The organism is Amycolatopsis sp. A1MSW2902 (genome assembly GCF_017312175.1).
Taxonomy (GTDB): domain Bacteria; phylum Actinomycetota; class Actinomycetes; order Mycobacteriales; family Pseudonocardiaceae; genus Amycolatopsis; species Amycolatopsis nivea.
This window is the reverse complement of record NZ_QJPO01000001.1, coordinates 7,487,155-7,500,435: the sequence shown is the minus strand read 5'-3', so window position 1 is coordinate 7,500,435 and position 13,281 is coordinate 7,487,155. Positions and strand designations below refer to the sequence as shown.

The following is a 13,281-nucleotide window of genomic DNA, read 5'->3' as shown; positions in this document are numbered from 1 at the left end:
CTAGCTCTTGACCTGCCGCTTGCCCCACAGGCTCGCGGCGAGCGTCACGCCGATCGCGGCGAGCACGACCTGGGTGATGATTTCCAGCCAGTCGATGCCCTTGGTGTCCGCGTAGCCGATGCCGCGCGCGATCGCGGTGCCGACGAACGCGGCCACGATGCCGACGATGATCGTCAGCCAGATCGGGATGGATTGTTTGCCAGGTGCGACCAGCTTGCCGAGCAGGCCGAGGATCAGGCCGATCACGACCGCGCTGATGATGCCGGAAACCGCCATGCCGAACTCCTTTTGCCGAGAGGACCGGGCCCGACCGGTTTAGCCCGGAACCCGTGGGTTCAAACCCGGCTTACCGCCCGCATGGGGCCACCGCCACCGGAAGCACGAAAAATGCCCCGGTCCGGGTGCGGAGCGGGGCATTTTTCCAGCCAGTGCGATCAGAACGCGGCTTCGTCGATCTCCATGAGTGCGTTGTCCGCGGCCTCCACGATGGCGCGGCGCGAGGTCAGCTCCGGCAGCACGCTCTTCGCGAAGAACGACGCCACCGCCAGCTTGCCCTCGTAGAACGGCTTGTCCTTGGCCGACGCGCCGTTGTCGAGCTTGGCCAGCGCGACCTCGGCACCCTGCAGCAGCTTCCAGCCGACCAGCAGGTCGCCGACCGACATCAGCAGCCGCACGGTGTGCTGGCCGACCTTGTTGATGTTCTGCGGGTCTTCCTGCGACGAGGTCAGGTAGCCGATCAGCGAGCCCAGCATGCCCTGGGTGTCCTCGAGCGCCTGCTTGAGCAGCGCGCGCTCGTTCTTGAGCCGGCCGTTGCCCGCCTCGGACTCGATGAACTTGGTGATCTCGCCCGCGACGAACGCGAGCGCCTGGCCCTTGTCGCGGACGATCTTGCGGAAGAAGAAGTCCAGCGACTGGATCGCCGTGGTGCCCTCGTACAGCGAGTCGATCTTCGCGTCGCGGATGTACTGCTCGATCGGGTAGTCCTGGAGGAAGCCGGAACCGCCCAGCGTCTGCAGCGACTGCACGAGCTGCTCGGTGGCGCGCTCGGAGCCGACGCCCTTGACGATCGGCAGCAGCAGGTCGTTGACGCCGTGCGCCAGCTTCAGCGCGGCCTCGTCGCCCTCGCCGGTCCACAGCTGGTCCTGGAACGACGCGGTGTACAGGTAGATCGCGCGCAGGCCCTCGGCGTACGCCTTCTGCAGCATCAGCGAACGACGCACGTCGGGGTGGTGCGTGATCGTGACGCGCGGCGCGGCCTTGTTCAGCATGTTCGGCAGGTCAGCGCCCTGCACGCGCTCCTTGGCGTACTCGAGCGCGTTCAGGTAACCGGTGGACAGCGTGGCGATCGCCTTCGTGCCGACCATCATCCGGGCGTACTCGATGACCTGGAACATCTGCGCGATGCCGTCGTGCACCTCGCCGAGCAGCCAGCCCTTGGCCGGGGTGCCGTGCTGTCCGAAGGTCAGCTCGCACGTGGTGGACACCTTGATGCCCATCTTGTGCTCGATGTTGGTGACGAAGGCGCCGTTACGCTCGCCCAGCTCGCCGGTCTTGGAGTCGAAGTGGAACTTCGGGACCAGGAACAGCGACAGGCCCTTGGTGCCCGGCTTGGTCTCGATGCCGGGACCCTCGGGACGGGCCAGCACCAGGTGCATGATGTTCTCGACCATGTCGTTCTCGGCCGAGGTGATGAACCGCTTCACGCCGTCGATGTGCCAGGAGCCGTCCTCCTGCTTGACCGCCTTGGTGCGGCCGGCGCCGACGTCCGAACCGGCGTCCGGCTCGGTGAGCACCATGGTGGCTCCCCAGCCGCGGTCGATCATCAGCTGAGCCCAGTGCTTCTGCTCTTCGGTGCCGTTCTTGTCCACGATCATGGCGAAGTTCGGACCCGCCAGGTACATGAACAGCGGGGCGTTCGCGCCGAGGATCAGCTCGGCCGCGGCCCACTGCACCGTCGGGGGCAGGCCGAAGCCGCCCAGCTCGTTGGTGAGGCCGAGCCGCCACCATTCGCCGTCGACGAGCGCCTTGTAGCTCTTCTTGAACGAGTCGGGGATCGTCACGCTGAACGTCTTGGGGTCGTACACCGGCGGGTTGCGGTCCGCGTCGGCGTAGGACTCGGCGAGCGGGCCGGTGGCGAGGTTGTTCAGCTCCGACAGCACGCCGCGGGCGGTTTCCTCGTCCGATTCGGCGAGCACGCCCTTCCCGAGCCGTTCCTGCACGCCGAGTACCTCGAAGAGGTTGAACTCCAGGTCTCGGACGTTGCTCTTGTAGTGGCCCATGTCGTCACTCCGTGTCGTGTTCGGCTTTCCGGCCGGGCACTGGCTCCCTTACTCGCCGGTAACATCAGGATATTACCTACCAGTAACCAGAGCAAGCGAATCCGCCCTTCCAGGGGGTGGATATTCGCTCGGAATGACGGGTCGACCAGGGGGCCGGGCTCACCGCGTGCCGCGCGCCACGGCCTCCTGCACGGCCGGCGGCCCGGCGCTGTCGTCGAGCTGGGGGACCAGGATGCCGCTGCGGAACGCGATGGTCACCGCGTGTGTCCGGTCGCGGGCGGAGAGCTTGCGCAGAATGCTCTTCACGTGGGTCCGCACGGTTTCCACGGACAGGAAGAGCAGCTTCGCGATCCCCGAGTTCTCCAGCCCTTCGGCGACGAGCTGCAACACCTGGTACTCGCGCCGGGACAGCGGCATGGCGCCCTTCGGCTGCACGAGGTGGCCGTCGACCGGAGCGGCTCTTGGCGACGGCTCGCGTTTGGGCCGCGCGGTGAGCGCGGACAGCGCCGGGTCGATGTAGCGCCGGTCGTGGTGCGCGCGCCGGACCGCCTCGGCGAGCCGCCGGGAATCGACCGCACGCGGAACGATGGCGTGCGCGCCCGCCCCGATGGCGGCGGCGAGGTACTGCTGGGTGCGGTTCGTGTCGCGCACGAGGGTGACCAGCACGAGTGCCGGGTCGCCCGCGTTGAGCAGCTTCGCGAGATGGCAGTTGGGGTCCAGCGCGGAGTCGAGGATCACGACGTCCGGACGGACCTGCTCGCACAACTGCATCGCCGCGTGATGGCTCGCCGCCTGGCCGGACCAGTGCAGGCCCAGCGTGCGGTGCACCATCGCCGCGATGCCCTCGCGGAAAATCGGGATCGGGTCGACGACCGCGACTCCCAGGCTTCGACCGCCGGCTGGCTGACCGGCCGACATGGGCGTTCGGTGGGGCTCGATGCCACGCATCTCGGGCCTCCGTCCATCTCGGTCGCTCCCGGTGACCGGCACGCCCCCTCGGCGTGCCCGCCGGTCCCCCCTGCCGGAACCGGCCGGGAACGACACCTTGTCCCTGGTTCGACTCCGCCGAGAGCAGCTTGTGACGCGGTTTCCCCCTCATGGCCGTAACGGCTGGTCGCGGCAAACTCTGAGTAGAAAATCGGCCGGGAAATGCGGGGGAACGGCGCAGCGCGGGTCCGCCCGACTGGGTTAGCTCTACTGAGGGTTTACCTGCTCGGGTGAATCTCCGATGACCGCCTGTGCGCGCAGCCGACCGAACTCCCCGGCGAGCGTTTTCGGGGTCCAATGGGCGTTCAGACCGCTCGGATTGGGCAGCAACCACACCCGAGTCGTCCCGATTGTCCGGTCTTGCGGTCCGACCGCGGCCCGCCGATCGCCGAACGCGACGCGGTAGGCGGTGATTCCCACCACTGCCAGCCAGCGTGGTCGGTACTTCTCGACCTTCTCGGTCAGGATCTGCCCGCCCTCGCGGAGTTCGTCGTCGGTCAGCTCGTCGGCGCGGGCGGTGGTGCGGGCCACGACGTTGGTGATGCCGAGACCGAGAGCGAGCAGTTCGTCCTGTTCGCTCGGGTCCAGCAGGCGCGGGGTGAACCCGCTGGCGTGCAACGCGGGCCAGAAGCGGTTGCCGGGACGAGCGAAGTGCAGGCCGAGCGCGCCGGAGTAGAGGCCGGGGTTGATGCCGCAGAACAGCACGTTCAAGTTCGGGGCCAGGACGTCCGGGATGGTGGTCCCGTGCGCGGCGGCTTGTTCGGCCTTGGTGGGTTTGGCGGGCATGGGTCCAGTTTCCCGGCAAGCTGGACGGTATGAGCGTGACGCCTGACGGCTGCCCGGTCGACCTGTATCTGGAGCTGCCCGCCGCTGGCGAGCCGGAGGTGATTCACGGCGCGATCCCGGCGGGTGCCGCGGTGCTTGAGCTCGGCTGTGGAACAGGCCGCGTGACGCATCCGCTGCTCTCGCTCGGACATCCGGTGGTCGCGGTCGACGAATCGGCGGAGATGCTCGCGCACGTCGCGGGTGCGGAGACCGTCCGCGCGCGCATCGATGAGCTTCAGCTGGACCGCCGGTTCCCGGTCGTCGTGCTCAGCAGCCACCTGGTCAACGGGCCGGATCGACAGGCGCTGCTGGCGGCGGCGCGGCGGCATCTGGCTCCGGACGGGCAGTTGCTGGTCGAATGGCATCCGCCCGCCTGGTTCGATCAGGTCGCCGACGGCTCGGGCGGGCAGCTGGGCGACGTGCGCATCGCCCTCGAAGACGTCCGCCGCGACGGCGACCGGCTCTCCGCCACCGTCGCCTACTTCCTCGGCGACCGAACCTGGAAACAGCCCTTCACCTGCGAAAACTTCCCTCTCGAACCAGCGCTCGGACAAGCCGGGCTGAAGTTCGGGCGCTGGGTCACCGCTGAGCGGGATTGGTTCTCCGCACGACCTTCGAACGCGGGGTAGCCAACCCGGCGCCGGGCTCGGTAGCCTGTGTGATCTCTCGCACAACGGCGTCGATGAGGAGAGCACATGCAACTGTGGCTAGTGCTCGGCCTGGTAGCACTGATCATCGCCATCGCCTCGTTGATCGTGATCCTGGAAGACCGCCGCGCCGCGCGCCAAGCCGCGATCGCGAGACGAGCCCGGTTAGCGCGTCTCGGCGAGGTCGATCCGCTCGCTCCGGGCAGGCTCCACGCGGAGGGTTGAAGAGATCGGCCGGAGTGCGAGCAGCAGCGCGCCGGCCAGCCAGCCGAGACCGGAGCCGAAGGTGTTGGTCATGAGGTCGTCGACGTCGAAAATCCGGTAGACGAACGGCGCGGTCCCGAAGTTCGCGGTGAGCTGGGTGATCTCGACGGCCAGTGAGGCCGCGAAACCGATCGCCAGCGCGCCGACCAGGCCGCGGCGCCACAGCACCCGGGCGAAGAAGCCGAGCGGGACGAACAACAGCACGTTCATCGCGGCCTGCTGGAACGTCTGCGTGGTGAACCAGTCCGCCGCCGACAGACCGTGTTTCACCAGCTCGGTGTGGATGTCCGCGATCCACTGGAACGGCTCCAGCTGCACCGTCTGCTCGAGCCGCCTGCTGTGCGGACCGGGCAGCGGCAGGAAGACGACCGCCAGCGCCATGCACGCGTAGAACACGACCGCCGCTGTGGTCGCCAGGCCGCGCAACCGCAGGCGGCCGTGGCGCGCGAACTGGAGCACGAGCTGCGGGACCAGGATCGTCGCCCATACCGCGAGGAACCCGATGAACCCGTACTGCAGGGCGGTGACCTGTGCGTTCGTCATACCGAGAACGCTATTGATCTTGCCGCCGCGGCACTTCGGTCGAAGAGCCGGAGGGTCTGGACCACGGATCGGCCAGATGGCCGAGTGCGCGCCGACCGATCGGTCAGCGCTCGCCCGAAGGCGGCTCGTCGTCCTGGTCCACCCGCTCCGAGCGCCAGGCCGCGAAGACGGTGCCGGCGATCAGCAAGAGCACAACGGCGAGCGTCAGCACGACGAGCTGCAGTTCCATTTTGTCCCCCTCGGCACCCAACGCACTGATCGGCGCGGCGCGGGCGAACGTTACCGAAACTTTCACCCGGTACCGGCCGTTCCGCCCTGGTCAGGACCGTCCGATTTGGGCAGACTGCTTCGCCGGGCGTCCGCATCAGGGGTCAGGCGGGCGCGAACACCGGAGGAAACATGAAGCTCTTCACCCGGCTCGCGGCCACCGCCGCGGCCGCACTGGCCACCGTGGCCGTCACGAGCGCGCCCGCCGAGGCCGCGCAGACCGCCGACGTCCGGATCATCGCGTTCAACGACCTGCACGGGAACCTCGAACCGCCGTCCGGGTCGAGCGGGAAGATCATGCTTCCGGACGGGAGCAAGGTGGACGCGGGCGGCGCGGCCTACCTCTCGACGCACGTCAAGCAGCTCGAGGCGCAGGTGCGCAATTCGATGGTGCTGTCCTCGGGCGACAACATCGGCGCGTCGCCGGTGATCTCGGCGCTGTTCCACGACGAACCGACCATGGACTTCCTCAACGAACTCGGCGTGAAGGCGTCCGTGGTGGGCAACCACGAGTTCGACGAGGGCTACCAGGAACTGCTGCGCATGCAGTTCGGCGGCTGCAACAAGACCGACGGCTGCCAGTTCCGCAAGACCTACGACGGCGCGCGCTTCCCGCTGCTCGGGTCCAATGTGTACTTCGACAACGGGCTGCCCGCGCTGCTGCCGTTCAGCATCCAGTACTCCGGCGGCGTCCCGGTCGGCGTCATCGGCGCGACGCTCAAGGACCTGCCGTCGGTCGTGACGCCGGAAGCCATCAAGGGCCTCAAGTTCGGCGACGAGGTCGAGGCGATCAACCGCACCGCGAACATCCTCGACCGGCTCGGCGTGAAAGCCCAGGTCGTGCTGCTGCACCAGGGCGACGAGGCGCTGCCGGGCGCTGGCCCGAACGACTGCAAGGTGCAGCCGGACGGCGACGCCTCGGCCATCGCGAAGAACGTGACGCCGAAGGTCGACGCGATCTTCACCGCGCACAGCCACCAGCAGTACAACTGCGTCATCAACGACCCGGCGGGCCAGCCGCGTCCAGTGATCCAGGGCGCGTCGTTCGGCAGGCTGCTTTCGGTCGTCGACCTGAAGATCGACCGCCGCACGCGCGACGTGGTCCGGTCGCAGACCAAGGCGCACAACGAGATCGTCACCCGCGACGTCACGCCGGACCCGGCCGTGACGAAGCTCGTCGACGAGGCCAAGACGAAGGCCGCGCCGATCGCGAACAAGCAGGTCGGCACCATCACCGCGGACCTGCCCGCGGCGGGCGGGCCGTCCGGCGAATCGCCGCTCGGCGACGTGATCGCCGACGCCCAGCTCGAAGGCACCAAGTCCAACAACGCCGTGATCGCGATGACGAACCCAGGCGGCATCCGCGCCGACCTGACGTACAAGTCGTCGTCGGCCGGCGAAGGCGACGGCGTCGTCACCTACGGCGAGGCGTTCACCGTGCAGCCGTTCTCGAACATCATGCAGACGATCACGCTCACCGGCGCGAACCTGAAGAACGTGCTGGAACAGCAGTGGGGCCAGTCCGGCGGCACCAAGATCCTCCAGATCTCGAAGTCGCTGCACTACACGTATTCGGCGGCCGCTCCGGTCGGCTCGCGGGTCTCGAACATCACGGTCAACGGAACGCCGGTCGACCCGGCGGCCAAGTACCGGGTGTCGGTGAACAACTTCCTCGCCGCGGGCGGGGACGGGTTCACCGAGTTCACCAAGGGCACCGACCTCGCGGGCGGACCGGTGGACCTGGACGCGTTCATCGCCTACCTCGGCGCGCACCCGGGCATCGCTCCGCCGCCCGCGGACCGGATCACCGCGACTCCGTAACCCGCGGCACTCCAGGAGCCCTCGCCCACCCGGGCGGGGGCTCCTCTCGTTTCTCCAAGACAACTCGCCGTTGCCGGGCCACGATGGCGGGCATGACGATGACCTGGGACGACGTGACCGCGTGGGCGCAGGAAGAGCTGCCGGAAACCGAGGTGGCGACCTGGTACCGCACGCCCGCGCTCAAGGTGGCGGGCAAGGGTTACGCACGGCTGCGCACCGAGGCCGAAGGCGGGCTGGTGCTGTTCGTCGGGCTCGACGAGAAGGCCGCGCTGCTCGCGTCCGGCGATCCGGCCTTCTTCACCACTCCGCACTACGACGGGCACGGCTCGATCCTCGTGCACCTCGACCGCGGCGATCCGCAGCAGCTGCGCGAGCTGCTCACCGAGTCCTGGCGGTCGAAGGCCCCGGCGCGGCTCAGCAAATGACGATCGGCTGCGGCGAGTACGTCGTGCTGCGGCTTTCCTCGCGGACCTCGCCGCCGCTGGCCAGGTCGTAGAACACCCGGGTGTCGCTGACGGTGAACCCGGACGCGCCCGGCGACGCGTGGCACTGACCGTCCGGGCCGGGCCCCAGCTGCACCGGCGGCGGCACCTGGTTCGACGGCGCGCCGCTGCGGCCTTCGACGCGGAAGTGCTTGGTGCCCCAGATCTTCACCGTCACCGAACCGCCGCTGGCGCTCGCCTGGATCACGAAACCGGTCGGATCGTTGTTGGCCAGCTTGAGGTCCACGGCGTTGCCGGAACTGTCCACGGCCGCCGCGTCGCGGCCCGCCGGATAGCGGTCGATGAAGTGGTCGTGCGCCGCGTGGCCGCCGTCGCCGAGTCCGGCCAGGTAAGCCGCGTTGTACAAAGTGGACGAAAGCTGCGACAGCCCGCCGCCGGTCACCGACGGTCCGGTGCCGTCCTCGTCGACCGGCGCGGACGCGTACCCGCCGCCGCGATAGTCGTTGAGGCTGAACGATTCTCCCGGCTTCACGAGGACGCCGTTGATGCGTCCGGCGAGCGTGGCGACGTTGTCCGCGGCCGGACCGCTGAGCCCGCTGGTCGTGTACTCGCCGATGACCTCCTTGACGCCCAGCGCGTTCGCGCCGTCGGTGGTCAGCGTCGGGTGCTTCTGGTCGTAGGCGACCGGCAGATCGCGGCCGGCCGGCTTGGCGAGCACCGCGGTGAGGGTCTTGAAAGTGTTGGCCCAGTTGATCTTTCGGCCGTCCTCGGACGGGGTGACGGCCGGGACGCCGGAGTCGAGAGTGATCTGCGCGTCCTTGCCGTTCGCCTCGGTGGACGCCAGGTCCGGCTGGACGGCCGCGCGCAGCTTCTCCTGGTCGATCCGCAGTTCGAGACCGCCGCCCCCGTTGGGCTGGAACTGGAACGACGACGCGATCGCGGACGGCTCCAGCGTGCTGTCCTTGCCCTCGCCGTGCAGCACGACCGGCGCGGCGACCGCGGGCGCGACCACGGTGTCCAGCAACCGGTGCACGTCAGCGGAGGTGGTTTGGGGCGGCGTCACCGCCATCTTCACCGTGACGCCACGCGGCGAAAGCCAGTCCGCGACCACGGCTTGCACCGCGGCCGGGACGTCGGACAGCTCCTGGCCCTGGCGCGGCTCGACCGCATACGCGGTGACCCCGTTGTTTTCCTTCGGCGTGAACCCGATGCTGCCCTCGACCAGCGGATGGTTGAGCTGTTTCTCGGCGAGCTGCTGGACCGCGTCGGTCACCTCCAGCTGGTCGCTGCGCGTCACGACGCCCACCTCGCGGGTGGTGAAGAACGACAACAGCCGGGTGAGCGGGCTCCACGGCTGGTGTCCGGCCTGGGCGAGCGTGCCCGGCCAGTCGAGGCCGAGCCCGGAATCCGCGGGGACGAGCGTCCCGGTGACGTCCCCGGCGTGCACCGCCACCGGACGGGTCAGCCGCGGCTGGAGTTCGGTGTGCAGCTTGGCTTCCGCCTCGGCATAGGACAGGCCGCCGACGTCGATCCCGGCCACCTGCACGCCGCGCGGCACGTCGCCGGCGCTGGTCATCAGGTCGACGGTGTAGAGCAGCACGAACAATCCGAGCAGACAGCCGACGATCATGAACGTGCGGCCGACGCGTTTGCGGAACCGGCGGAACGGCGTGTCCGGCGGCGGGGGCGCGTCGGCGACCGCGAAGATCTCCGTGGCCAGATCGGCTTCGCTGACCAGGGCGGGGTCGTTCAGCAGTTCGTCGCTCAGCAGGTCGTCGGCGAAAGCCGACGAACGGTCTTCTTCACGCAACGCCTGCCTCCCCTGGTACGGGAGCTACAGGTAAAGCCCCGTGCCGTGTTCGGTCCGCTCCGTGGCCACCGCGTGGATGTCGCGCTCGCGCATCACCAGATGGCCTTCGCCCTGGATCTCGACCTCGAGCTGGTCCTCCGGGTTGAACAGAACCCGGTCTCCCTGCTTGACGTTCCGCACGCTGTTGCCGACACCCAGTACATCACCCCACACCAGCCTGCGCGCGACTTGCGCGGTGGCGGGAATCACGATGCCGCCGCTGCTGCGGCGCTCGCCTTCCTCCTGCGACAACCGCACGAGGACGCGGTCGTGCAGCATCTGGATCTCGAGCTTGGGCGTGTCCGGCACGCCAGCCATGCTACTGACCGGTTGCCGGAGCCTTGGGCTCGCCCGCCATCATCAGGCTCAGCGACTTCCCCCCTCCGTTCTCGAACCGCACCGGAACGCCCCAGTCCTGCCGGGTGATCCGGCACGCCGGGTGCTCGCCGCCGTCGTCGCAGCTCGCGGCCTGCGCCACTACCTGCAAGACACCTTCGGTCGCGCCTTCGGCGAACTTGATCCGCCGAACGAGATCAGTTCCGACCCCGGCCCCGTCGGCGAGCAGTTCCGGCGGCGACGCGGTGATCTCCAGCCGCGTCGAAGGCCCGTAACGCTCGTCCAGCTTCTCGCCCGGCGGCGGGGTGAAGACGACGGAGAACTCGATCTCGCCGGGAGCGAGCACGGTCGGCGGCCGCCGCACGGCTTGCCGCGTGCCGGCGACGGCGGTCGCCTGGCCATTGCCCCCGAGCGGGGTAACCCGGTTGCCCGCCGACTCCACGACGTACAGCTCGCCGTCGTGGCGCACCAGGCCCTGCGGTTCGGCGAACCCGGTCGCGAGCGTCGTGACGTCGCGGGTGAACGGGTCGTAGCGGCGGATCGCGCCGTTGTAGGTGTCGGCGATCGCGACCCGGCCGTCGGGCAGCACGGCGAGGCCGAGCGGATGCTGCAGCAGCGCCTGGTCGGACGGGCCGTCGGCGTGGCCGAAGGTGAACAGGTCCGTGCCGACCGCGGTGTGCACGGCGAACGACTCGCCCGCCGGTTCGATCCAGCGCAGGGCCGAGGTTTCCGCGTCGACGAGCCACAGTTTCTGGCCGTCCACGGCGAATCCGGAGGTCTGCGCGAAGAACGCCTCGTGCACGTCGCCGTCGCGCAGGCCCTCGACGGTGGTGCCGGCGAACCGGCGGATGGCGCCGGAGACCGGGTCGAAGACGCTCAGCGTGTGGTTTCCGGCCATCGCGACGACCACGCCGCCCGCCGGGGCCCACCACGTGACGTCCCACGGGCTGGTGAGGTCGATGTCCAGCGCCTTGCCGGTGTCGGTGCCGTCGCGCCACTGTTTCCCGGTTCCGGCAACGGTTTTCACCTCGCCGGTGTTGAGGTCGAGGCCGCGCAGACGGTGTCCGGCGGTGTCGGCGACGATCGCGTGGTACCCGGCGCGCTCGGCGACTTCGTTGGGCAGCAAGGCGATTCCGGACGGTTCGGCGAACTGGGCCAGGTCGAACGGCCCGTCCTGCGTCCCGCGCACGCCGCTGCCGAAGCGGCGGATGACGGTCTCGCCGTCCGAAGCGAACTCGACGATGGAGTGATGCCCGGTGTCCGCGACCAGAATCCGCCCGCCCGCGGTGACCACGGCCTTGCTGGGGAAACGCAGTTCCGTGCGCTGCTCCTCGACCGGCACGTACGGGCTCCCGCCGCGCCGGAGCGTGCCCTTCGCTTCGTGCTTGGCGACGAGGTCGGCGATCACGCGGCGTAGCGCCTCGCCGTGGCCTTCGCCCGCCGCGACGTGCACGACGTAGCCCTCGGGGTCGACGACGACCAGCGTCGGCCAGGCCCGTACGGCGTACTGCGACCACAGCTCCATCTTCGGGTCGTTGACCACCGGATGGTGCACCTCGTACCGGCGCACCGCGGCCTCGATCGACGTGCGCTCGCCCTCGCGGCTGAACTTCGGCGAGTGCACCCCGACGGTGACCAGGACGTCGGCGAATTCCTGTTCCAGCGGACGGAGTTCGTCCAGTACGTGCAGGCAGTTGATGCAGCCGCTGGTCCAGAAGTCCAGCAGCACCACGCGTCCGCGCAGTTGCGCCAGAGTCAGCCGGTGGCCGCCGGTGTTGAGCCAGACGTCGCCGGTCAGCTCGGGCGCGCGCACGCGGGCTTGCCGGGCTTGCGGTGAGGAAGTCACGGGAGGAGTGAACTACATCCGGTCACTCAGTGTTCCGTCAACCACGGCTGGAGAGAAGAACCTCACCCCGGCGAGGGAGCTCATTCCGGCGAAAAAGGGCGCGCGGACGCGGGCCGGCGCTACGTACGCTTCGGGCATGACACACGTTCAGCCGGCCGAAGCCTTCACCGTGGAGGAGGCCCGCATCCTGCAGCAGAATCTCGGCGAGCCCTTGCGGCCTGGCCTCACGCCCGCCGAACTGAGCGACGTCGAGGACCAGTTCGGGTTCACCTTTTCCGACGACCACCGGATTTTCCTCACCGCCGGGGTGCCAGTGGGCGACCGCTGGCCCGATTGGCGCCACGGCGACCCGGACCAGCTGCGCAAACGCCTGGACTGGCCGGTCGACGGCGTCCTGTACGACGTGGAGAACAACGACCTGTGGCTGCCCGAATGGGGCGCCCGGCCGCGGTCGATGTGCAACGCGCTGGCGGTCGCGCGACGGCACCTGGCGACGGTGCCGCAGCTCGTGCCAGTGTGCGGGCATCGGTATCTGCCCGCGACGGCCGGAGAATCCGGGTATCCGGTGCTCTCGGTGTACCAGACCGACGTGGTCTATTACGGCTGGGACCTGCGCAGTTACCTGCGGCACGAGTTCGGCGGGGAGCCGCTGGGGGAGGAACCCGCGAACGTCAAGGTCGTGGAGTTCTGGTCCCGGTTCGTGGAGTGAGCGCTACTCGACCGCGCTCTTGAGCCGCGCGAGCGTCTCCTCGATGTTGACGCGGTTGGTCACCGAACGGTCCTTGACCCCGGTGGCCACCACGGTCAGCGGCGTGAACCAGCCGGGCCGCTGGTCCCACATGCTCTCGGTGACGACGCAGCCGTCGCCGGCGGGTTCGATCACGTACTCCCAGCGGGAGACCGGGATCGGCCCGAGCTTGACGTCGAAGGCGAACCGGCGTCCCGCGTCCGCGGCCGTGATGACGACCGTCGTGGACCACCGGCGCACCCCGCGCCGGTTGCTGCCGCGGAATTTCGCGCCGACGGCCGGGCCGGTCGCGCCGCCGAGCCAGCGGTGCCCGCAGTACTCGGTGGCCGCCCCCGCGAGCGCGCCCGGGTCGCTGACCAGCGCGTACACCTTCGCCGGAGCGGCGCTGACCTCGATCTGACCGGTCGCATCAGGACTCACATACCC

At 69.2% G+C, this 13,281-nt stretch carries 14 protein-coding genes; 4 read left to right on the top strand and 10 right to left on the bottom strand.

Annotated elements, in window-relative coordinates:
* The 4 genes from DMP23_RS34925 to mug all read right to left on the bottom strand — a co-directional run bounded on the left by DMP23_RS34925 (nucleotide 1) and on the right by mug (nucleotide 4,052).
* Nucleotides 1-276 carry a GlsB/YeaQ/YmgE family stress response membrane protein gene (locus tag DMP23_RS34925; protein WP_037808945.1) on the bottom strand — a complete coding sequence of 92 codons (276 nt, stop codon included), beginning with the start codon at nucleotides 274-276 and terminating at the stop codon, nucleotides 1-3.
* 158 nt (nucleotides 277-434) lie between these two features.
* A complete protein-coding gene (locus DMP23_RS34920; RefSeq protein WP_134727712.1) occupies nucleotides 435-2,279 on the bottom strand; it encodes an acyl-CoA dehydrogenase in 1,845 nt (614 codons plus the stop codon).
* A gap of 159 nt (nucleotides 2,280-2,438) precedes the next feature.
* Nucleotides 2,439-3,227, bottom strand: a complete 789-nt coding sequence (locus DMP23_RS34915; RefSeq protein ID WP_051728643.1) for a response regulator transcription factor — start codon at nucleotides 3,225-3,227, stop codon at nucleotides 2,439-2,441.
* Between the two features lie 246 nt (nucleotides 3,228-3,473).
* Nucleotides 3,474-4,052, bottom strand: a complete 579-nt coding sequence (gene mug, locus DMP23_RS34910) for a G/U mismatch-specific DNA glycosylase (RefSeq protein WP_337823598.1) — start codon at nucleotides 4,050-4,052, stop codon at nucleotides 3,474-3,476.
* A gap of 29 nt (nucleotides 4,053-4,081) precedes the next feature.
* On the opposite strand from mug, the gene DMP23_RS34905 reads away from it, so the two are divergent.
* Nucleotides 4,082-4,720 (top strand): class I SAM-dependent methyltransferase, encoded by a 639-nt coding sequence (locus DMP23_RS34905; protein ID WP_337823597.1) that lies wholly within the window; start codon nucleotides 4,082-4,084, stop codon nucleotides 4,718-4,720.
* Nucleotides 4,721-4,903: 183 nt separating this feature from the next.
* On the opposite strand, the gene DMP23_RS34900 is transcribed toward DMP23_RS34905, so the two are convergent.
* Together DMP23_RS34900 and DMP23_RS34895 are read right to left on the bottom strand one after the other, a co-directional pair.
* Nucleotides 4,904-5,545, bottom strand: coding sequence for a VanZ family protein (locus DMP23_RS34900; RefSeq protein ID WP_337823596.1), 642 nt, complete (start codon nucleotides 5,543-5,545; stop codon nucleotides 4,904-4,906).
* Between the two features lie 103 nt (nucleotides 5,546-5,648).
* A complete protein-coding gene (locus DMP23_RS34895; protein ID WP_276323719.1) occupies nucleotides 5,649-5,774 on the bottom strand; it encodes a hypothetical protein in 126 nt (41 codons plus the stop codon).
* A 170-nt stretch (nucleotides 5,775-5,944) separates the two neighbouring features.
* Here DMP23_RS34895 and DMP23_RS34890 point away from each other — a divergent pair, with 170 nt between their 5' ends.
* The gene (locus DMP23_RS34890; protein ID WP_337823595.1) at nucleotides 5,945-7,633 is read left to right on the top strand and encodes a bifunctional metallophosphatase/5'-nucleotidase; all 1,689 of its coding nucleotides are present in this window, start codon (nucleotides 5,945-5,947) and stop codon (nucleotides 7,631-7,633) included.
* Between the two features lie 83 nt (nucleotides 7,634-7,716).
* Entirely contained in the window at nucleotides 7,717-8,058 is a 342-nt protein-coding gene (locus DMP23_RS34885) for an MmcQ/YjbR family DNA-binding protein (RefSeq protein ID WP_443111307.1), read from the top strand.
* On the opposite strand, the gene DMP23_RS34880 is transcribed toward DMP23_RS34885, so the two are convergent.
* Genes DMP23_RS34880 through DMP23_RS34870 form a run of 3 tightly spaced genes read right to left on the bottom strand, consistent with a single transcriptional unit; the run spans nucleotide 8,048 to nucleotide 12,074 of the window.
* Nucleotides 8,048-9,886 (bottom strand): VanW family protein, encoded by a 1,839-nt coding sequence (locus tag DMP23_RS34880; protein WP_337823593.1) that lies wholly within the window; start codon nucleotides 9,884-9,886, stop codon nucleotides 8,048-8,050. The genes DMP23_RS34885 and DMP23_RS34880 overlap by 11 nt on opposite strands.
* 24 nt (nucleotides 9,887-9,910) lie before the next feature.
* Entirely contained in the window at nucleotides 9,911-10,243 is a 333-nt protein-coding gene (locus DMP23_RS34875; RefSeq protein ID WP_037808959.1) for a GroES family chaperonin, read from the bottom strand.
* Nucleotide 10,244: 1 nt separating this feature from the next.
* Nucleotides 10,245-12,074: a thioredoxin-like domain-containing protein gene (locus DMP23_RS34870; protein ID WP_134664419.1), complete on the bottom strand. Its 1,830-nt coding sequence runs from the start codon at nucleotides 12,072-12,074 to the stop codon at nucleotides 10,245-10,247.
* A 169-nt stretch (nucleotides 12,075-12,243) separates the two neighbouring features.
* Between DMP23_RS34870 and DMP23_RS34865 the strand changes: the two genes are divergently transcribed.
* The gene (locus DMP23_RS34865; protein WP_043831743.1) at nucleotides 12,244-12,816 is read left to right on the top strand and encodes a hypothetical protein; all 573 of its coding nucleotides are present in this window, start codon (nucleotides 12,244-12,246) and stop codon (nucleotides 12,814-12,816) included.
* Between the two features lie 3 nt (nucleotides 12,817-12,819).
* Here the strand turns inward: DMP23_RS34865 and DMP23_RS34860 are convergent, their stop codons facing one another.
* Complete coding sequence (locus DMP23_RS34860) at nucleotides 12,820-13,275, bottom strand: SRPBCC family protein (protein WP_336156890.1); 456 nt, start codon at nucleotides 13,273-13,275, stop codon at nucleotides 12,820-12,822.
* Between the last annotated feature and the right edge of the window lie 6 nt (nucleotides 13,276-13,281).